19 protein-coding genes are annotated in these 19576 nt (G+C 30.8%); 9 read left to right on the top strand and 10 right to left on the bottom strand.

Features of this window, described 5'->3' with window-relative positions; all coding sequences use genetic code 11:
• Nucleotides 1-19: 19 nt before the first annotated feature.
• The 10 genes from tatA2 to FBE87_RS03805 all read right to left on the bottom strand — a co-directional run bounded on the left by tatA2 (nt 20) and on the right by FBE87_RS03805 (nt 9972).
• Entirely contained in the window at nt 20-193 is a 174-nt protein-coding gene (tatA2, locus tag FBE87_RS03850; RefSeq protein WP_002852615.1) for a Sec-independent protein translocase subunit TatA2, read from the bottom strand.
• 12 nt (nt 194-205) lie between these two features.
• Nucleotides 206-544: a chaperone NapD gene (locus FBE87_RS03845; protein ID WP_002852435.1), complete on the bottom strand. Its 339-nt coding sequence runs from the start codon at nt 542-544 to the stop codon at nt 206-208.
• Nucleotides 537-1451, bottom strand: a complete 915-nt coding sequence (locus FBE87_RS03840; protein WP_002873038.1) for a WD40 repeat domain-containing protein — start codon at nt 1449-1451, stop codon at nt 537-539. Before FBE87_RS03840 ends, FBE87_RS03845 begins: the two co-directional genes overlap by 8 nt.
• A gap of 4 nt (nt 1452-1455) precedes the next feature.
• Nucleotides 1456-1980: a nitrate reductase cytochrome c-type subunit gene (locus FBE87_RS03835; protein WP_010891887.1), complete on the bottom strand. Its 525-nt coding sequence runs from the start codon at nt 1978-1980 to the stop codon at nt 1456-1458.
• Entirely contained in the window at nt 1977-2759 is a 783-nt protein-coding gene (gene napH / locus FBE87_RS03830; protein WP_100626322.1) for a quinol dehydrogenase ferredoxin subunit NapH, read from the bottom strand. The genes FBE87_RS03835 and napH overlap by 4 nt, the downstream gene beginning before the upstream one ends.
• Nucleotides 2756-3496: a ferredoxin-type protein NapG gene (gene napG, locus FBE87_RS03825; RefSeq protein WP_002859812.1), complete on the bottom strand. Its 741-nt coding sequence runs from the start codon at nt 3494-3496 to the stop codon at nt 2756-2758. Before napG ends, napH begins: the two co-directional genes overlap by 4 nt.
• Nucleotides 3497-3513: 17 nt before the next feature.
• Nucleotides 3514-6288 carry a periplasmic nitrate reductase subunit alpha gene (napA, locus tag FBE87_RS03820; RefSeq protein WP_100621871.1) on the bottom strand — a complete coding sequence of 925 codons (2775 nt, stop codon included), beginning with the start codon at nt 6286-6288 and terminating at the stop codon, nt 3514-3516.
• Between the two features lie 246 nt (nt 6289-6534).
• Nucleotides 6535-7062, bottom strand: a complete 528-nt coding sequence (gene tpx, locus FBE87_RS03815; protein WP_002856712.1) for a thiol peroxidase — start codon at nt 7060-7062, stop codon at nt 6535-6537.
• A gap of 98 nt (nt 7063-7160) precedes the next feature.
• Nucleotides 7161-7901 (bottom strand): AcfC family adhesin PEB2, encoded by a 741-nt coding sequence (gene peb2 / locus FBE87_RS03810; RefSeq protein WP_002868508.1) that lies wholly within the window; start codon nt 7899-7901, stop codon nt 7161-7163.
• Nucleotides 7902-7941: 40 nt separating this feature from the next.
• Complete coding sequence (locus FBE87_RS03805) at nt 7942-9972, bottom strand: ATP-dependent helicase (RefSeq protein WP_002868509.1); 2031 nt, start codon at nt 9970-9972, stop codon at nt 7942-7944.
• 128 nt (nt 9973-10100) lie between these two features.
• Here FBE87_RS03805 and FBE87_RS03800 point away from each other — a divergent pair, with 128 nt between their 5' ends.
• The 9 genes from FBE87_RS03800 to FBE87_RS03760 all read left to right on the top strand — a co-directional run bounded on the left by FBE87_RS03800 (nt 10101) and on the right by FBE87_RS03760 (nt 19554).
• Nucleotides 10101-11120: a hypothetical protein gene (locus tag FBE87_RS03800; protein WP_168977224.1), complete on the top strand. Its 1020-nt coding sequence runs from the start codon at nt 10101-10103 to the stop codon at nt 11118-11120.
• A 22-nt stretch (nt 11121-11142) separates the two neighbouring features.
• Complete coding sequence (locus FBE87_RS03795; RefSeq protein WP_002868511.1) at nt 11143-13755, top strand: valine--tRNA ligase; 2613 nt, start codon at nt 11143-11145, stop codon at nt 13753-13755.
• Nucleotides 13756-13759: 4 nt separating this feature from the next.
• On the top strand, nt 13760-14770 hold the full coding sequence (locus tag FBE87_RS03790) for a methionine ABC transporter ATP-binding protein (protein WP_002852619.1): 1011 nt from the start codon (nt 13760-13762) through the stop codon (nt 14768-14770).
• A complete protein-coding gene (locus FBE87_RS03785) occupies nt 14767-15678 on the top strand; it encodes a methionine ABC transporter permease (RefSeq protein WP_002861419.1) in 912 nt (303 codons plus the stop codon). Before FBE87_RS03790 ends, FBE87_RS03785 begins: the two co-directional genes overlap by 4 nt.
• A gap of 191 nt (nt 15679-15869) precedes the next feature.
• Nucleotides 15870-16643, top strand: coding sequence for a MetQ/NlpA family ABC transporter substrate-binding protein (locus FBE87_RS03780; RefSeq protein ID WP_002859806.1), 774 nt, complete (start codon nt 15870-15872; stop codon nt 16641-16643).
• Between the two features lie 48 nt (nt 16644-16691).
• Nucleotides 16692-17462 carry a MetQ/NlpA family ABC transporter substrate-binding protein gene (locus FBE87_RS03775; RefSeq protein ID WP_002852483.1) on the top strand — a complete coding sequence of 257 codons (771 nt, stop codon included), beginning with the start codon at nt 16692-16694 and terminating at the stop codon, nt 17460-17462.
• 9 nt (nt 17463-17471) lie between these two features.
• Complete coding sequence (locus tag FBE87_RS03770; RefSeq protein WP_002852406.1) at nt 17472-18248, top strand: MetQ/NlpA family ABC transporter substrate-binding protein; 777 nt, start codon at nt 17472-17474, stop codon at nt 18246-18248.
• An 83-nt stretch (nt 18249-18331) separates the two neighbouring features.
• On the top strand, nt 18332-18994 hold the full coding sequence (gene flgA / locus FBE87_RS03765) for a flagellar basal body P-ring formation chaperone FlgA (protein ID WP_002852578.1): 663 nt from the start codon (nt 18332-18334) through the stop codon (nt 18992-18994).
• Nucleotides 18991-19554, top strand: a complete 564-nt coding sequence (locus tag FBE87_RS03760) for a UbiX family flavin prenyltransferase (RefSeq protein WP_002852466.1) — start codon at nt 18991-18993, stop codon at nt 19552-19554. Before flgA ends, FBE87_RS03760 begins: the two co-directional genes overlap by 4 nt.
• Nucleotides 19555-19576 lie beyond the last annotated feature (22 nt).

Raw genomic sequence — 19576 nt, 5'->3', positions numbered from 1 at the left:
ATAATATGATTTTTAATGCCTATTTTGTTTTAAACAATTTTTCTATATATTCTTTTTTTTCTTTCTCTAAGCTAGAATTTAATTCTTTTTGTTCTTTTTTAACTTGCACTTTTAAATCTTGATTTTTAAAATACACATAATCAATTCCAAAAATAACACCAATTATAATAAGCAATGGGATTAAAAATACCATATACTTTACACTTTAAGAAAATTGATTAAACACACTACCATAGTAGCGAACATTCTCAGCATTTTCATTTTTTTCTATCGTTTCTATTGCGCCACTATTGATTGCTTTTTGGATATCATCATTTAAATCTTGATAAGAAAAAACCATATTAATACTGATAATATTTGGCAATTTCTCAAGCATTTTATAAGAGTTTAACTCATCTTCTAAATTTTCACTTTCAATCACAACTATAATCTTTTCATTTTCACAAAGTTCTACAGAACAAAAAGGAATTTCAGATATAGCCTTTTTTAAATCATTTATATATTCTTCTTTTGCTAAAATCAAAACACTAGAAAGATTATTCATCAATACTCCTAAACATTATACTATCACCAAAGCCTGAAACGATAAAATCTTTATTGTTTAAAAAAATAATAAACTCACTCATCAAATTTTCATTATTAAAAGTTTTAACAGGCTTAAAATCACTTGTGCTAAAAACTTCACTAACTCCAGCTTCATTATCGCTATAAACAGCGAATTCTCCACTAGGACTTAAAGCACAAGTATATATCAAAAAATCTTTTTGCAAAAAATTTTGCTCTTCATTTTTTACAACTCCTATACGCCTATCCGTTCCACAACTTAAAATAACATTATTTTTAAAATCTACTTGATAGATATTATCTTTATGCATTTTATCATAGTTTTTCAACATCTTCCAATTTTTCAAATCAAAAAGTTCTACTTCGCCACTCTCAAAACCTGCAACTAGTCTACTCTTATCTTCATTTAAAACTGCATCATTAAGACTAGAATGGGAAAAATTAAATTTTTTTATATTTTTTAAACTTTTATCAATCAATTCTATTTCAGAACCAATAGAAATCAAAAGATAAGTATTTTCATTGATAAAAAATGCTTTTATTATGCTATTTTCTTCGAGCTTTTTGATTTGTAAATTTTCCTTATAAAAACTTAAATTTTTAGCACCAAAATCACCCTCGCTAAGTATTAAAAGTGTATGTTTAAAAATATCAATGTTGTAAATTTTAGCAAAATCATCACCATAATAATTTTTAATCTTTGGCAAAGATAAAAGTTCTTTTAAACTTTTATCTTTAATGTTATATTGCAAAATTTCACCTTTATCAGTGCCTATATATAAGTTTTGCTTATCAAGCTTTAAAGCTGTTATATTGGCATTTAATTTCAGCTCATAAGCATAAGACAAAACACAAAAAAGACTCAAAATAAAAAGAAATTTTTTCATTTATTTACTTTACACCCTCATTAATCACATCAATTAAATTTGAACGACTTTTTAATTGTTCATTTTTAAATTCAGGTTTAAAGCTATTTCCCACTAAAGGTTTTGCATCACTTTGTGGAACATGACACTGAGTGCAATTAAAACGACTATCGCTAATCATATCTCCTGTGGTTTTATTGTGTCTAAAATCATAATAATGACTAGCAGGAAGTGGAGTTGCACCAGCATCTGCTGCTATAGCCTTATCATGGCAGCTTAAGCACATATTGTTATCTTTAGTTATAGGTAACAAATCTTCAATAGCATGCGGAATTAATGGTGGTGCATTTTCATAAGAACGCTCAAAACGAGTAGATTCCCCAGGCTGTAAAGTTGTGAAATTTGCCTCCACTAAATTTACTTTATTTTCATTTTCTAAACTTGCTTTTCTAAGTCCAATTTGTTCTGAACTTACCCCACTATTCATTGCACAAGCGGCAAAAAATACCACTGCAGCACTTCCTAATAAAACCAATTTCTTCTTCATCATTTATTCCTTAAATCAAAAATATTAAAATTCAAAGCATCATCATTACAAACTTCTATACATCTTGCACACCTTATACACTCTCCTGATTTCACGCTAGTACTTTCTTTTCCAACCATCCACAAAACCTGTTTTTCAGGACAAATACGGATACATTCATAACATTTAGTGCATTTATCACTATCATGCTTTATTTTAAGCAAAGCAAAACGAGAAATAAAAGCATAAAAAGCTCCTAGTGGACAAAAATGTGAACAAATTGCCCTAGGACTTAAAAAAGTATCGATACAAAAAAGTATAAAGGCTACAAAAATCCAAGAACTTGTAGCAAAAATAATCCCTCTATGTATCACTCCTATATAAGAAAAACTTTCAAACACAGGCAATGAAAATACAAAAGAAAGGACTAAAACCAAGACCAATACAAAATAGCGTAAATTTTTAGGCAAAATTAAAAATTTATTATTAAGGGTTAATTTATTTCGCACAAAAGCAGCAAAATCTGTGATTAAATTAACAGGACAAACCCAAGAGCAAAAAACCCTTCCTAAAAGCAAACCATAGATAAAAAATATAATCAAAGCTCCTATTAAAGCCACTAAATCTATACTCCAGCTTGCTAGAATGATTTGCAAAACCGCAAAAGGATCGCTTAAAGGTATGGTATTAAAAAGTCTAGAAGAACTTAAATTTCCCTGCAAGATAAAATCTGTAGCTTTAAAACTAAAAAGCGCTAAAATTCCAAGCTGAACGATGCGTCTAGCAATTAAATACTTCATCACAGTTCTCCATCATTTAAATAATTGGTTGCTTTTTTAGCATCAAAATGTTTTGAAGTATCTGCATTTTTTATACGACCTTCATCTTTTTCATCCCAACCTTTTACATAATGAGATCCTGCTTTTCCCAATACATACTCCCTTGGCAAAACACGAATGGCCGGTTTTTCAGTAATACAAGCAAGTTCACAAAGCCCACAACCTACACACACTTCATGATCCACACTAGGTAGTAAAAAAGCGTGCTTGGCGGTGCGTTCATTGCGTTTAAGCTCAAGTTTTAAAGCCCTATCTATCAAAGGACAAGCTCTATAACAAGCATCGCATTGAATTCCCCAGTGTGCCACACAAGAAGCACTATCAACAATAGCAATACCCATTTTCAAAGATTCTATACCCTGCTCTAAATGCTTTTTATCTAAAGCATCAGTTGGACATTCTCTAATGCAAGGAATATCCTTGCAAAGATAGCAAGGAATTTCTCTTGCCTTAAAAAAAGGCGTGCCATTTTTTGGACTATCTAACAAGCTAGCAAGCTTTAAAGTATCATAAGGACAGGCTTTTACACAAAGCCCACAACGAATACATTTGCTTAAAAATCTAGCTTCATCTTCAGCTCCAGGAGGACGCAAGGTATAATTATCATCGGCTTTTAAAGCCAAATTAGCCAAAAATCCACCTCCTGTACATAAACATGCAGCCTTAAAAGCACTAACAAAAAATTCTCTTCTACCTTTCATTTAATCAAAACCCTAAATTAAGCCTTATAAATTTTTACAGCGCATTTTTTAAAGTCAGTTTGTTTTGAAAGTGGACAAGTCGCATCCAAAGTAACTTTATTGATATATACATTCTCATCAAACCACGGCACATACACAAGTCCTACAGGCGGTTTGTTTCTTCCGCGCATATCTACTCTTGCTTTTACTTTACCGCGACGAGATTCCACCCAAACCAAATCACCTTGATTTAAGCCTAATTTCTCTCCATCTTTCTCACTCATATAGCAAAGTGCTTCAGGCACAGCGCGATAAAGCTCAGGCACACGCATAGTCATAGTTCCACTATGCCAATGCTCTAAAACCCTTCCTGTTGCAAGCCAGAATGGATACTCTTTACTTGGTCTTTCAGGTGCTTTCATAAATGGCCTAAAGAAAATTTTAGCCTTATTTTTAATACTGTGCTCTTTTTCATCTTTAGGAGCTATTAAATCCCCATTTGTAAGCATTTTGTTAAAATCACCATAAAAAGCAAAATCTGAATTTGGAGCCGCTTTTTTAGCATAATAATCAAATTTAGTATTAAATCTCCACTGTGTTTCCTTGCCATTAACCACAGGCCATCTTAAACCTCTTACTTTATGATAGGTATCAAAATCCGCTAAATCATGTCCGTGCCCTAAGCCAAATTTACGATATTCTTCCCAAAGATATTTTTGAACGAAAAAGCCATAGCCTGTAAATTCTTTTCCATCACTGCCTTGAATTTTTCTCTCATCACCTTTAACATCGGTATTATCAAAGCCTTTTGCGATGGCATCGTTTAGATTAAAGCTTTTTGCTTCTTTATTGGCAAATAGCACATCAAAAAGTGTATCATCTTCGCTATAACCCATAGCTTTTGCCTCTTCTAAAACGCTTGGCAAGGTAAGCTTATTATCCACTTTTTGCTCTTTCCAAACTTCTTTAAGCTTAAAGCGTTTTGCAAATTCTAAAATTTGCCAAGTATCACTCATGGCAGCACCTACAGGTAAGACTTGTTGTTTCCAATGTTGAGTTCTTCTTTCAGCATTACCATAAGCACCCCATTTTTCATAAATCATAGCGCTTGGTAAAATAAGATCAGCTACTTTTGCTGAAATTCCAGGATAACAATCACTTACAACAATAAAATTATCCATTTCTCTTGCTGCTGCAATCCAGTGATTTGCATTTGCAGTGTTTTGCCATGGATTATTCACTTGCACCCATGCAAATTTAATTTTTCCATCTTCTAAATCTCTCATGATATTAAGATAAGGAGAACCTGGTTTTGGGTTGATAGTCTTTGCAGGAACTTTCCAAATTTTTTCAGAAATTTCTCTGTGTTTTGGATTGGCTACAACCATATCTGCAGGCAAACGATGTGAGAAAGTTCCTACTTCCCTAGCTGTTCCACAGGCACTTGGCTGTCCTGTTAAAGAAAAGGCTCCACTACCTGGTTTAGCTTGCTTTCCTAGCAAAAAATGTACCATATAAGCTTGTTCATTTACCCAAGAACCTCTTGTGTGTTGATTAAAGCCCATAGTCCAAAAACTTACGACTTTGCGATTTTTCTCTATGTAAAGATTAGCTAATTCTTGAAGTTTTTTCTTAAAATCTTCCAAAGACTCATTATCATCACCTTTGGCTACTCTTGCAGTGTATTCTAAAGTATAAGGGGCTAAACCTTTTTTAAATTCGTCAAAAGAAATTTCCCAGTTTTTATCAGCCACACCTTGATGTTTCATTTCAAATTTATCACCCGCTTTAACGCCAAGATAAGATAAAGAAGTAGCCTCTTCATCGTCTAAAGTGATTACATTTTCTTTTTCAACCGTATCTTTTTCACTTTCTTTAAATTTTGGATGATTTGGATTATTTCTCATACCATAACCAATATCAGCATAACCAGTTGCAAATACGCAGTGATCTTTGATAAATTTCATATCCATAGCCTCTGGATGATTATAAACAATCTCTCTTGCTATGTAGTTCCAAATAGCCAAATCTGTATTTGGTTTAAAAATAATTTCAATATCAGCAATATTTGAAGTACGGTTAGAAAAAGTGCTTAGATTAACAACTTTAACCTTATCAAGATTGCTTAGTTTTCTATCACTTACTCTTGACCAAAGGATTGGGTGCATTTCAGCCATATTAGCTCCCCAAGTGATAATAGTATCTGTAAGCTCTATATCATCATAACAGCCTGATGGCTCATCTACACCAAAAGTTTGCATAAAACCAACCACTGCAGAGGCCATACAATGTCTTGCATTTGGATCGATATTATTTGTTCTAAAACCCGCTTTTGCAAGCTTTAAAGCAGCATAACCTTCTTGGATAGTGTATTGCCCACTACCAAAAATCCCTATACCTGTAACGCCGAGTTCATTGTAGGCTTTTTTAAATTGTTTTTCCATTTCATCAAAGGCTCTTTGCCAAGAAACTTGTTGAAATTTGCCTTTTTTATCAAATTCGCCTTTTTCATTCATGCGAAGCAAAGGCATAACAAGACGATCTTCACCATACATGATCTTAGCATTAAAATAACCTTTGATACAATTAAGTCCGCGATTTACGGGTGCTGCAGGATCACCTTTTGTTGCTACGATTTTGCCATCTTTTCTAGCTATCATAATTCCACAGCCAGTTCCACAAAATCTACAAACAGCTTTATCCCATTTCCAATCTTCTTCTTGTGCGCCAAGCATAGAGCTTGGAACACTAAGCCCTGCAACACTAGCAGCACTTGCAATAGCGGTATTTTTAATAAAATCCCTTCTATTCATCCTTATTCCTCCAAAATAAAAAAATCATCTTATTATAAAAAATGAAGTATAAAAATCTCTTGAAATTTTAATAAAAATAATAATTTTAAAGCTCTATTTTATAGGAGTTTTATTGTCCTTTTTATATTATTCTTACACAAAATAAATATTAAAAATAATCAACTTAACAATTAAAATATAATCAACTTAAAATAATAAAAAAATGAAGATATAAAAATTAAGCCCTAAGAATGGGCTTAATCAAAATTAATGGCAACCACAACCACCGCAGCAGCTAGAACCACCAAAAAATGCATCAAGTTTTGCAATATCTGGCATTTCTGTGATTTCATTTACAAGTTCTTTATATGCCACTTTACCCTCTTTAATCACAAATACGGCACGAGCTAAAAGCCCTTCTAAAGCACCTTCATTTATCAAAACACCATATTTTTCACCAAATTCTTTTGCCACAAAATCACTTGCAACACTTAAATTTTCAATACCTTCTGTACTGCAAAATCTTCCCATAGCAAAAGGTAAGTCCATACTTACTACAATCACTTCAGCACCATTGTAACTGGCTACTTTTTTATTAAATTCTCTAGCCTCTGTAGCACAAACTGGTGTATCTAAGCTTGGAACACTTAAAATGATTTGAGTTTTACCCGCTGCACCGATTTCAATCACGCTTAAATCTTTAGCTTTAAGATTTACCTTAGGAGCATCTGCTCCAACTTCTACTGAATTTCCTTTAAGTTTTACAGGATTTCCTTTAAAATTTACTGTACTCATTTAATTTCCTTTTTTGATATTTTAAACATTATTGCAATTAATGTTTTAGGAGTGATTATATCCTATAAATATTAATTATTTTTTAATTTCACTCAAAATTATTTTACTTCTTTCCAAGTATATTTTTTCCACACTTTTTGAGCTTCCTCACTCTTAATAAAATCTACAAATTCTAAAGCTTTTTTATTTTCTAAACCTTTTTTTGTAGGAGCAATTTCAGCTGCACGATAAATCACTGCATTTTTATCTTTGATAAATAAAGCTTTATCATCGCCTAAAGCCTTTGCCCAATGAGACCAAATGATTAAAGCATCAATATTTGGATTGTTATTCCACTCATCTACAGCAGCTTTGGAATTTTTAGCATAAATTTTTATATTTTTACGTAATTTTACCAAATTTTCTCTTTTTGCACTTTTTAAAGCCATATCTTCATAAAGTCCAACTTGTCCTGCACCATCAACCACCATAACATTTATGCCATCTTTTAAAATGTCTTCAAAATTTTTAATATTTTTTGGATTATTTGGACGCACGATAATACCTGATGGACGCACATTTAAAACGCTTAAATTTTCCAAACTTAAACTTGGAATTTTTTTAGCAAAATCATCCATCATTGAAGTATTGCCTGAAAAAATCAAATCTGCATTTTCTTTTGCTTTATCTATCCAAGCTGGAGTTGGACCTGCGGTTACAATCACCTTTTCTTTTGTTTTTTCTTCAAATTTTAAAGCAAGCTCTTTTAGCACAGGAGCGGGACCACCTGGACCATAAACTAAAATTTCAGCATTTAAAAAACTTGCTGCTGCTAAACTTAAAATTAATATTTTTTTCATAAAATAAACCTTTCTTTATAATAATATAAAGGAAATTGTATCAATCTATAGTTAACTCTCCCTTGCAAAGCCCTGCTTCTATAAGAAAACGAGAAGGAGCGAAAGAAGTTTTTTTATTTTTATCATATTTAGCATAGCTTAAATAAAGTATATTTTTTGCCCTAGTTACTGCAACATAAAAAAGCCTTCTTTCTTCTTCTAAACTTCCACCCATTCCCATAAGCTTTTGATTAGGAAAGCGACCTTGCGCAAGATCAATCACAAAAACAAGATCAAATTCCAAGCCCTTGCTTGCATGTACGCTAAGCAAATTAACTCCTTTGCCACTACTCATTTCACTTGCACCTAAAGTTAGAAAATTATAATACTTATAAATATCGCTATAATTTTTTGTAAGCTCTTTTAAGACATTAAATTTTGTTTCTATTTTTTCTAAATTTTCACTCTTTCTTAATAAATCCACCTGTCCTGCTTTATTTGTTGCTCTTTTGGTTGCAAGTTCTTCACAAATTTCTCTATAAAAAGAATTTTCACAAATTAAATTTACCAAAGTCAAAGAATGTTTTATTTCCATAGCTTTTTTTAAAAAAAGATAAATTTTTTCTAAATTTCTAGCACATAAATCATTGATTTTTGAAAGTTTTAAAATAGGATGTGCATCAAATTCACTCTCAAATTTAAAACGAGTTTCGCTGGCTAATTCTTCTAAATCCGCAAAAAGCCCAAGTTGATAATTTCTTTTTTGATGATTTTGCAAATTTACATTTTTATCAGGATCTAAAAAACCTTTTATTAAATTTCCATGCCCTAATTTTAAAAGTGCGTCAAAAATTTCTTTTGCTAAAACTCCACCCACACCTTTGGTGTATTGAACCAAATGAATAAAAGCCATAATATCCTTAGGATTTACCACAAGAGCAAGCATAGAGCTAAAAGCTTTAACTTCTAAACTTTCAAAAAAACTTCCACTTCCCTTTCTCACACTTGCAATGCCCTGCTCCCTTAAAGCTACTTCAACCCCATCAGCACTTGAGTTGTTGCGAAAAATCACGGCAATTTCTTCCAAACTTACTCCGCTTGTAAGTATCATTTTGGCTATATTTTGATACTGATCAAATAATTCTTCAAAAGTAAGCAAAGATGGGGCTTTAAACTCATCATTTCTTGTAACAATAAGTTCTTTTGGGTATAATCTTTCGTTATTTAAAATCACTTTATTAGCCAAAGCTAAAATACTTCTTGATGAACGGTAGTTTTTATTTAAAGAAAAAATTTTTGCATCTTTAAAACGATCTTTAAACCCACCTATGATATTAATATCCGCTCCATTAAAAGCATAAATACTTTGATCATAATCCCCTACGCAAAACAAACTTTTACTATGAAAAGTCTCTATTAAGGAACTTTGCAAAGTATTTGTGTCTTGATATTCATCTACTAAAATTTCATCAAATTCATATTTTTCTTCTTTTAAAAGATCTTTTAGATTGATAAGCAAGTCATTAAAATCTACATAATTAAAACGCTTTTTTTCATTATCATATTCTTTTAAAATATCTTCATAAATTTCAGCATAAATACTTTGATCTTCGTAGTTTTGGCAAAACCAAGTATAAAAATCTTGATTGTGCGCTTTGTTTTGAAACAAAGAATAAAGATCATATAAATAACTTGATTGATAAGGTTTTATATCACTTAAATGCCTAAAAGTTCTTTTTTCATAGACACTTTTAAGTAGAGTTTTTAACTCGCTTGCTTGCTTTAAGGCTATATTTTTATCCGCATTTCTAAGTAAGGTATAAGCCGTACTATGAAAAGTTCCTGCAAGTATTTTACTGGTAATATTTTTATCAAAAAATTTCCCTAAACGCCCTATCATTTCTTTACTGGCTTTATTTGTGAAAGTCAAAAGCATAATTTTTTGAGGTGCCACTCCCTTGCTTAAAAGATAAGAAATTCTTGCAACAATAGTAGAAGTTTTTCCCGTCCCTGCACTTGCAATAACAAGATTGTGTCCAAAATCAGCAGTAGCAGCAAGATATTGTTCATTATTTAATTTTGAAAGTGGCATTATTTTCCTTATAAAAGTTAAAATTATAAAAAAAAATTACTTAAAAATATAAAAATTTAAAATTACTTTATATTAGATTATAGTACAATGCTAAAATTATTTAACTTTCTGTTTTTAAGGGATAGCAAATGAATTTGAAAATTTTTTCTATTATTGTTGGCATATTAATTGCTGTTATTGTGATATTAGGTGGAACATATTATTATCTTTTTGAATATTCAAAACCAAAGAATTACACCTTAAATACCAACACTTACACCGAACAAAAATCATATACCAATAACTACGATAATTCCTATTCACCCTCGATCCAAACCAACAATAGTTCATCAGATATAAATATTAATAACAATACCATCCAAAAGCAAGAAACAAACCTATTAGATGAAAATCAAAGCTTAAATAACGATACATTTAATACATCAATAAGCGAAAACAATCAAAGCTTAAATAATAACACCAATACAAGTAATAATATTAATACAAATGAAAATAAGCAAATTTTAGATACGGATAAAGAAAAATTAAAACAAGAAAATAAACAAGCCAAAATAGAAGCTCTTAAAAAAGAAATCAGCAAACAACAAAAGATCTTAGAAAGAGAAAGAGCTGTAAAAAAAGAACTTCAATCAAACAAATCAAACAAAAATAAATATCTAAATACCGCTAGAGAGTATCTAAGCATAGGAAAAAACAGTCGTTTAGAACCTGAGCTTAGCACAGAAAATATGAAAGTTTACATTTTAGATGGAAAATTTTTAAGCCAATACAGAATCAATCTGTTAAAAGATATGCTAAGCGTTATACAAGATAATGCAAAAGATTATTATCTAAGTATTTTTGTTAAAATGCTACCAAAAGGGGAAATGAAATTAACTATCTATAACAAAGAAATTATCTTTTCAGATATGAAAAAAGCTTATAAATATATTAGTTTAGATAGATTAAGCCCATATTTAAACAATCCAAAAGAATTAAATGAACATGTAGTACGTGAAGAAATTTTAGAAAGACTTAAACTTCAAATTAAAAAAGACGGCAAAGGAAGTGATTTTTCTAAACATATCAAAAGTTTGAAAACTGGACTTAATACAGCACAATATTTCTTCCCGTTTTGTGAAATTATAGAAATTAGCTCTATTAAATAAGCTAAAACAATAAAGGCAAATAATGTATGATAAAAATTTAGAAAAAGAGTATTATCAAATTTGCGAAGAACGCGGATATTTTGAAATCGATGGCAATAAAACCATACAAGAAAAAGATAAAAATTTCTGCATTATGATGCCTCCTCCTAATGTCACTGGAGTTTTACACATAGGACATGCTTTAACTTTTACTCTGCAAGATATTATGACGCGTTACAAAAGAATGGATGGCTATAAGGTTCTTTATCAACCAGGGCTTGATCACGCAGGTATTGCCACTCAAAATGTTGTAGAAAAACAACTCCTTGCTCAAGGCATTAAAAAAGAAGAACTAGGTAGAGAGAAATTTATAGAAAAAGTCTGGGAGTGGAAAGAGCAAAGCGGTGGAAAAATTTTAGACCAAATGAGAACACTAGGCATCACTCCTGCATGGAGTCGCTTGCGTTTTACTATGGATGAAGGTTTGGTTAATGCCGTAAAAAAAGCCTTTGTAGAACTTTATGATAAAAGACTTATTGTACGTGGAAACTACATGATAAATTGGTGTACCCATGATGGCGCTTTAAGTGATATAGAAGTTGAATACAAAGAAAACAAAGGAAAACTTTATCATATTAAATACTTTTTAAAAGATAGCGATGAATTTTTAGTAGTAGCCACAACGCGTCCTGAAACTTTTTTTGGCGATACTGCAGTTATGGTGCATCCTGATGATGAACGCTATACTAAATTTGTGGACAAAGAAGTGATTTTGCCTATAAGCAAAAAAGCCATTAAAATCATAGCCGATAAACATGTAGAAAAAGATTTTGGAACAGGAGTTGTAAAAGTTACTCCCGCTCATGACATGAACGATTATGAAGTAGGACTTAGACATAATTTAGATTTTATAAGTGTTTTTGATGAAAAAGGAATTTTAAACGAGCATTGTTTAGAGTTTCAAGGTTTAGAACGCTTAGAAGCAAGAGAAAAAATCGTAGCCAAACTTAAAAGTCTTGGTTTTATAGAAAAAATAGAAGAGCATAACAATCAAATAGGATATTGTTATCGTTGCAACAATATAGTTGAACCTTATATCTCCAAACAATGGTTTGTAAAAAAAGAAATCGCCCAAGAAAGTATAGAAAAAGTTGCGCTTGGAGAAAGCAAATTTTACCCAAATCACTGGATAAATAGCTTTAATGCTTGGATGAAAGATTTAAGAGATTGGTGTATTTCAAGACAACTTTGGTGGGGGCATCAAATTCCTGTGTATTATTGCGAATGCTCTCATGAATGGGCAAGCCAACATACGCCTAAAACTTGTCCAAAATGTCAAAGTCAAAATTTCAAACAAGATGAAGATGTACTTGATACTTGGTTTTCTTCAGGACTTTGGGCTATGAGTACTCTAGGCTGGGGAAATGAAAATTGGGGTAAAGATAAAATTTGGTCTGAAAAGGATTTAAAAGATTTTTATCCCAATTCTTTACTCATTACAGGTTTTGATATTTTATTTTTCTGGGTGGCTAGAATGATGTTTCAAAGCACTAATGCCTTACATCAACTTCCTTTTAAAGATATTTATTTACATGCTCTTGTGAAAGATGAGCAAGGTAGAAAAATGAGTAAAAGCCTTGGAAATGTCATCGATCCAAATGAAAGCATTAAAGAATATAGTGCTGATATTTTACGCTTTACTTTAGCACTTCTTGCTATACAAGGACGCGATATTAAACTTAGCAATGATAAACTTTTACAAGTTAGAAATTTTACAAATAAAATTTATAATGCTACAAATTATCTGCTTTTAAATGAAAGTAAATTTGAAGATTTGGAAAATATCACACTTCATTCAGAATTAGCAAAATATATTTATGCCAAATTTCAAACTTGTGTTAAGGATGTAAGAGAAAATTTAGACAATTATCGCTTTAATGATGCAGCCAATACTCTATATAAATTCTTTTGGGATGATTTTTGCGATTGGGGTATAGAGCTTAGCAAAGCCGAAAAATCGAGCGTTAAAGAACTTGGTAGTATTTTCAAAGAAGCTTTAAAACTTTTAAATCCTTTCATGCCTTTTATCAGCGAGTATTTATACCACAAACTAAGCGATACAGAACTTAAAACAAGCCCTTCTATTATGATAAGCAAATATCCAAAATTTAAAGAACAAGATAAAAATATAGAAAAAATCTTTTCTTTGCTCATAGAAAGCATAGTTAGTATCCGCCGTGCTAAAAGTTTAATCGATCTTGGAAATTCTAAAATAGAAAAAGCTTATATCAAATTTAACGATAAAAAAATCAAAGATGAAATCAAAGCTTATATGAATTTTATCATAATGCTCGCAAAGTGCGAGCAAATAGAATTTAGTGAAGAAAAATTACCAAAGGCAATATGTGATGTTAGCGAGAATTTAGAAATTTTTATTACGCTTGAAAATGTTGATTTAAGTGGTATTTTAACAAGACTTGAAAATCAAAAAAATAAGCTTGAAAAAGAAAGTTTCAAGCTTAACTCCATGCTTTCAAATGAAAAATTCATCGCTAACGCACCTAAAGAGGTGGTGGAGCAAAATAAAGAAGCTCTAGAAAATTTAAAAATTCAACTTGAAAAAATATCAGTTGAACTTCAAAATCTAAGAGGTTAAAAATTTGATAAAAATAAAAAATTTAAAAAAATATTATGGCAAGGAACTCGTGATAAACGATGTTTCTTTGGAGATTAAAAAGGGTGAAATTTACGCCATAGTAGGTCATAGTGGAGCTGGAAAATCCACTCTTTTAAGATGTATTAATGGACTTGAGAATTATCAAGAAGGAAGTTTAAAAGTCTTTGATCAAGAAATTAAAGATTTAAGTCAAAAAAAATCAAAAGAGTTAAGAATGCTTAGAAAAGATATAGGGATGATTTTTCAAAATTTTGCCCTAATGGAGCGCAAAAATGTATTTGAAAATGTTGCTATGCCTTTAAGAACACACTATACTCAGTGTAAATTTCATGCCAAGCTTTTTAATAAAGAATACATGAGCGAAAAAGAAATTGCCCAAAAAGTCAATTCCTTGCTTGAAATCGTAGGGCTTGATCATAAAAACAAATCCTACCCAAGAGAACTGAGCGGAGGGCAAAAACAACGCGTTGCTATTGCTAGAGCCTTAGCTTTAAACCCAAAAATTTTACTTAGTGACGAAGCTACTTCGGCTCTTGATCCAAACACTACAAAAAATATTTTAGAGCTTATATCTAAAATCAATGCTGAATTTGGGATTACTGTTGTTTTAGTAACTCACGAAATGGATGTGGTAAAAGACATAGCTCAAAAAGCTTTATTACTTGAACATGGACAAATCATAGGAAGTGGAGCAATTGATGAGCTTTTTTTAAGGCCTAATGCCAAAATGAAAGAATTTTTAGGAGAAAGCGACTTCTTGCCTGAGCACGGACTTAATATCAAACTTTACTTTCCAAAAGAAGTTGCCCAAAATAGCGTCATCACTCATATGGCAAGAACTCTAAATATAGACTTTAACATAGTTTGGGGTAAAATAGAAAAACTGAATGGAAAAGCCTTGGGAAATTTAGTTATAAATATAAATGAAAAGGATAAAGACAAGGTTCTTGATTACATAGAAAAAAGTGGAGTATTATGGGAGGTGGCATCATGAATGAAGAAAACATCTCTATCATCAGTGCTTTTTTTAGTAGAATTTCTCAATTTTTTAATGAATTTTCTTGGCAGGATATTAAAGAAGTGAGTTTAAGTTCTATTACAAGTTTCAGTGAAAATTATGAAAACATTTTAAAACCTGCGCTTAATGAAACAATTTATATGAGTTTAATGGCTGTACTATTTGGATTTTTATTGGCTATCATTCCTGGAATTTTACTTGCTATTTGGGATAAAAATGGAATTAAAGAAAATAAAATCGCTTATAGTATTTTAGATTTTATTACCAATATATTACGCGCCTTTCCATTTTTAATTCTTATAGTTGTTCTTTTACCACTTTCTAAAATCATAGTAGGCACAAGCATAGGTACAAATGCTGCCATAGTTCCTTTAGCTATCGGAATAGCTCCTTATTTGGCAAAGATGCTTGAAAGCGCTTTTAAAGAAATAGACAAAGGAATCATAGAAGCAGCAAAAAGTTATGGTGCTAGCAATATTCAAATTATCTTCAAGGTTATCTTTAGTGAGGCCCTTCCTGCTATAATTAGCGGAATTACCCTAACTTTGATCTTTACCATTGGTTTTTCTGCTCTTGCTGGAACTGTCGGTGGTGGAGGTTTGGGAGATGTCGCTATTCGCTATGGTTATGAAAGATTTAACAAAGAAGTTATGATTCAAACTGTAGTTATTTTACTTATATTAGTTCAATTAGTTCAAATTCTAGGTAATTTATTTTATACTTGGGCTAAAAATAGTAAAACTACATATATCATTGCCACTCTATTGATTTTACTTGGAGTTAGTATAGTTATCAATATAAACAATGATGAAAATTTCTTTTGGCAAGTAATTGTTTTTATCTTATTTTTAGGAAGTTTGCTTTATAAAGGTTTCAAAAAATAAGGAGATTATATCTCCTTTTAAGATAAATATAAGTTTTTTTAAGTAAAATTTAAACAAAAAACTAAAGGAATTAAAATGATGTATCAGATGCGTTAATCTGACTATCAACAAGTTTTTATATACTTCTTCCTGATAGTCAGAGTGAATTTATTAAGATTAAAGCAAGCACAAAATGACTAAAAAGGAAAAAAATGAAAATCAAATCTTTATTTATAGCAAGTATTTTAACATTAAGTCTTAATGCAAATGCATTAGAAACCATCACAGTTGCAGCAACTCCCGTCCCTCATGCTGAAATCCTAGAACAAGTAAAACCTGATTTAGAAAAACAAGGCTATAAACTTGAAATCAAAGAATTTACGGATTATGTTTTACCTAATCTAGCTGTTGATAACGGAGAAGCCGATGCAAATTTTTTCCAACATACTCCTTATTTGGAAGAATTTAATAAAAACAAAGGCACCAAACTTATCAAAGTAGCTGCCATACACATAGAACCTATGGCTGTTTACTCCAAAAAATACAAAAGTCTAGATGATATTAAAGAAGGGATTAAAATCGCCATTCCAAATGATCCAACCAATGAAAGTAGAGCTTTAGATATTATTGCAAAAAAAGGTTTGGTAAAATTTAAAGATAAGGCTTTAAAAACACCTCTTGATATTATAGACAATCCTAAAAAAATTAAATTTGTAGAATTAAAGCCCGCACAACTTCCAAGAGCTTTGGATGATGTTGATTTTGCTGTAATTAATTCCAACTACGCTCTCTCTGCAAATCTAAATCCTGCAAAAGATAGCGTATTTATCGAAGATAAAGAAAGCCCGTATGCAAACATTCTTGTTGTAAGAGTGGGACATGAAAACGATCCAAAAATCAAAGCCTTAATCCAAGCTCTACAAAGTGATAAAATCAAACAATTTATCATAGAAAAATACAACGGATCTGTTTTACCTGCTTTTTAATTTTGTCCCTTACCTAGGGACTTTTTTCTTAAGTACAAAGGAGTTTTTATGAATTTATTTAAAATTATTATACTCGCTTGCATTCTAAATTTATCTAGCCTATTTGCACAAAACATTACTATAGGAGCCACTCCAAATCCTTTTGGTAGCTTACTAGAACTAATGAAAGATGATTTTAAAAACAAAGGGTATGAGCTTAAAATAGTAGAATTTTCAGACTATATTTTGCCCAATCGTGCATTAGAGGAAAAAGAACTTGATGCAAATTTATATCAACACAAACCTTTTTTAGAAGAATACAACCTAAAAAAAGGTTCAAATTTAATTGCAACAACGCCTGTACTTATAGCTCCAGTAGGAGTTTATAGTAAAAAAATCAAAAATTTAGAAAATCTTAAAGAAGGTGCTAGAGTTGCTATACCTAATGATGCGACCAATGAAAGCAGAGCTTTAGAGCTTTTAGAGAAAGCAAAATTAATAGAGCTTAACAAAAATACTCTAAAAACCCCATTGGACATAAACAAAAATCCAAAAAAACTTAAATTTATAGAACTTAAAGCCGCACAACTTCCAAGAGCTTTAGATGATGTTGATATTGCTATAATTAATTCTAATTTCGCACTTGGAGCCGGTCTGAATCCAAGTAAAGATACTATTTTTAGGGAAGATAAAAATAGCCCTTATGTAAATTATGTTGTGGTACGCTCAGAAGGTAAAAATAGCGAAAAAACCAAAGTAATTGATGAAATTTTAAGAAGCGATAAATTTAAAGCCATCATTAATGAACATTATAAAGATATATTAATCCCAGCTTTTTAGGAGTATAATATGAATATTAAAAAAATATTTTTAAGTGTTTTATTTACAATTAGCCTTAGTTTTGGGGCAGATAAAACCATAATCATAGGTGCAACACCAACGCCTTATGCTGAAATTTTAAATTTCTCTAAACCCTTATTTCAAGAAAAAGGTTGGAAGTTAATAGTTAAGGAATTTAATGACTATAATATACCTAACATCGCTTTAAATGAAAAAGATTTAGATGCAAATTTATATCAGCATAAACCTTTTTTAGATGATTTTAATACCCACAAAGGAACAAAATTAAGTTCTTTAGGTGCTATTGTTTTAGTTCCTATGGCTATATATTCTAACTCCATAAAAGATATAAAAGACATTCCTAATGGTGCTAAAATCGCTATACCTAATGATGCTACCAATGAAAGCAGAGCTCTTGATTTACTAGCTAAAGCAAATTTAATAGAGTTTAAAAGTCAAAGCACCCTTAAAACCCCTATTGACATAAGTAAAAATCCAAAAAAACTTAAATTTATAGAGCTTAAAGCCGCACAACTTCCAAGAGCCCTAAATGATACTGATTTGGCTATTATTACCACAAACTATGCTCTTGGAGCAGGCTTAAACCCTTTAAAAGATGGTATTTTTATGGAAGATAAAGATAGTTTATATGCTATTGTTTTAGCTACAAGAAAAGGTGAAGAAACAAGTCAAAAAAGTCTTGTTATTAAAGAAATTTTAACAAGCGATAAAATTAAAAATTTTATCATAGAAAAATACAAAGGCTCTGTTATCCCTACTTTTTAACTCTATACAAAGCCTTCTAAAGGCTTTGTTAAACTTATAAAAGCTAAAATACTATTTATTGCATTATAATTCTTAGGATAAAAATGAAAATTATTTTTTTAACTTTTTTTATTGTGATAAATTATATCCAAGCAGCTAGTTTAGAAGAAATCAAAACAGCACTAGCTAAAGAATTTAGAAATAATTTTCCTAAAATTATAATTTCTCAAATTGATTTAAAAATAACATCATTGCCTAAAGATTTTGATCAATATGAATTTCTAAGAATCGCTAATGGGCGTTTTAATCAAGCACAAGGCTTTTTAAGGGCTGAATTTAAAACTCCGCAAAATATACAAAAAAATGTATTTTTTAGATATTTCATTCAAGCAAATTTAGAAGTTTTAAAAAGCGAACGCGCTATAAAAAGAGGAGATAAACTTGGAGCTTTTGACTATAAAAGCGTATTGATTGATTTTGATAAAGTTCCTTTAAATGCCTTAACCTTAGATGATGTAGATAATCTTGTAGCTAAAAGCAATATTAACAAAAACGCCATTTTAAGAGCAAATATGTTTAAAACCACAGCTTTAATACGCCGAAATGATCCTATAATCGGGGTTTTAAGCGAAGCAAATGTTGATGTTTTAATCGAACTTGTGGCTTTGCAAAGTGCAAATATGGGCGAAAGGATTCGTGCAAAAAACAAAGAAGGTAAAGTTATGCAAGGTATCGTAGTGGGTAAAAATAGGATGATTATACAATGAAGGTTTTATTAGGAATTTCTGGTTCAAGCAGTGTCAATTTAGGCTTAAAATTATTAAAAAATTTAGAAAATCAATGCGAACTTTATTGTATTTTAACCCAAGGTGCAAAACTTAACTTCAAAACTGAAAATCAAGCAAATTTAGAAGAAATTTGTCAAGAAAATTTTAAATACACTCATTTTTTAGATGATAAAAATTTAAGTCTAAGTGTAGCAAGTGGATCTTTTGGAATAGAAAAAACCATCATTGCTCCTTGTTCAATTTCAAGTTTAGCAAAAATTCACGCTGGTTTTGCAGACACTCTTTTAATGCGTGCTGCAGCAGTAGCCCTAAAAGAAAGAAAAAAACTCATCTTAGGGGTACGTGAAATGCCTTTTTCTACTTTAAATTTAGAACATATGTTAAAACTTAGCCAAATGGGAGTTATCATCGCCCCTCCTATTATCGCAAGCTATTCTAAAGCAAACAATCTAGAGCAAATGGAAAATTTTATCGCAGGTAAATGGTTAGATCTTTTAGAAATAAAACACAATTTATATGAAAAATGGCAAAATTTTTAGTTTAAATTTGTTATATTTTTAA

It is taken from the genome of Campylobacter sp. CFSAN093246, from assembly GCF_012889415.1.
Lineage (GTDB): Bacteria > Campylobacterota > Campylobacteria > Campylobacterales > Campylobacteraceae > Campylobacter_D > Campylobacter_D jejuni.
The sequence above is the reverse complement of the archived record's forward strand: the minus strand, read 5'-3'. Positions and strand labels throughout refer to the sequence as shown.

What these genes read in the sequence shown, in the direction of transcription:
- FBE87_RS03835 (WP_010891887.1), bottom strand. Translation starts at nt 1,980, where the DNA reads ATGATGAAGAAGAAATTGGTTTTATTAGGAAGTGCTGCAGTGGTATTT.
- FBE87_RS03760 (WP_002852466.1), top strand. Translation starts at nt 18,991, where the DNA reads ATGAAGGTTTTATTAGGAATTTCTGGTTCAAGCAGTGTCAATTTAGGC.
- peb2 (WP_002868508.1), bottom strand. Translation starts at nt 7,901, where the DNA reads ATGAAAAAAATATTAATTTTAAGTTTAGCAGCAGCAAGTTTTTTAAAT.
- FBE87_RS03840 (WP_002873038.1), bottom strand. Translation starts at nt 1,451, where the DNA reads ATGAAAAAATTTCTTTTTATTTTGAGTCTTTTTTGTGTTTTGTCTTAT.
- napG (WP_002859812.1), bottom strand. Translation starts at nt 3,496, where the DNA reads ATGAAAGGTAGAAGAGAATTTTTTGTTAGTGCTTTTAAGGCTGCATGT.
- FBE87_RS03845 (WP_002852435.1), bottom strand. Translation starts at nt 544, where the DNA reads ATGAATAATCTTTCTAGTGTTTTGATTTTAGCAAAAGAAGAATATATA.
- FBE87_RS03780 (WP_002859806.1), top strand. Translation starts at nt 15,870, where the DNA reads ATGAAAATCAAATCTTTATTTATAGCAAGTATTTTAACATTAAGTCTT.
- napA (WP_100621871.1), bottom strand. Translation starts at nt 6,288, where the DNA reads ATGAATAGAAGGGATTTTATTAAAAATACCGCTATTGCAAGTGCTGCT.
- tatA2 (WP_002852615.1), bottom strand. Translation starts at nt 193, where the DNA reads ATGGTATTTTTAATCCCATTGCTTATTATAATTGGTGTTATTTTTGGA.
- FBE87_RS03785 (WP_002861419.1), top strand. Translation starts at nt 14,767, where the DNA reads ATGAATGAAGAAAACATCTCTATCATCAGTGCTTTTTTTAGTAGAATT.
- FBE87_RS03775 (WP_002852483.1), top strand. Translation starts at nt 16,692, where the DNA reads ATGAATTTATTTAAAATTATTATACTCGCTTGCATTCTAAATTTATCT.
- tpx (WP_002856712.1), bottom strand. Translation starts at nt 7,062, where the DNA reads ATGAGTACAGTAAATTTTAAAGGAAATCCTGTAAAACTTAAAGGAAAT.
- FBE87_RS03795 (WP_002868511.1), top strand. Translation starts at nt 11,143, where the DNA reads ATGTATGATAAAAATTTAGAAAAAGAGTATTATCAAATTTGCGAAGAA.
- flgA (WP_002852578.1), top strand. Translation starts at nt 18,332, where the DNA reads ATGAAAATTATTTTTTTAACTTTTTTTATTGTGATAAATTATATCCAA.
- FBE87_RS03800 (WP_168977224.1), top strand. Translation starts at nt 10,101, where the DNA reads ATGAATTTGAAAATTTTTTCTATTATTGTTGGCATATTAATTGCTGTT.
- FBE87_RS03770 (WP_002852406.1), top strand. Translation starts at nt 17,472, where the DNA reads ATGAATATTAAAAAAATATTTTTAAGTGTTTTATTTACAATTAGCCTT.
- FBE87_RS03805 (WP_002868509.1), bottom strand. Translation starts at nt 9,972, where the DNA reads ATGCCACTTTCAAAATTAAATAATGAACAATATCTTGCTGCTACTGCT.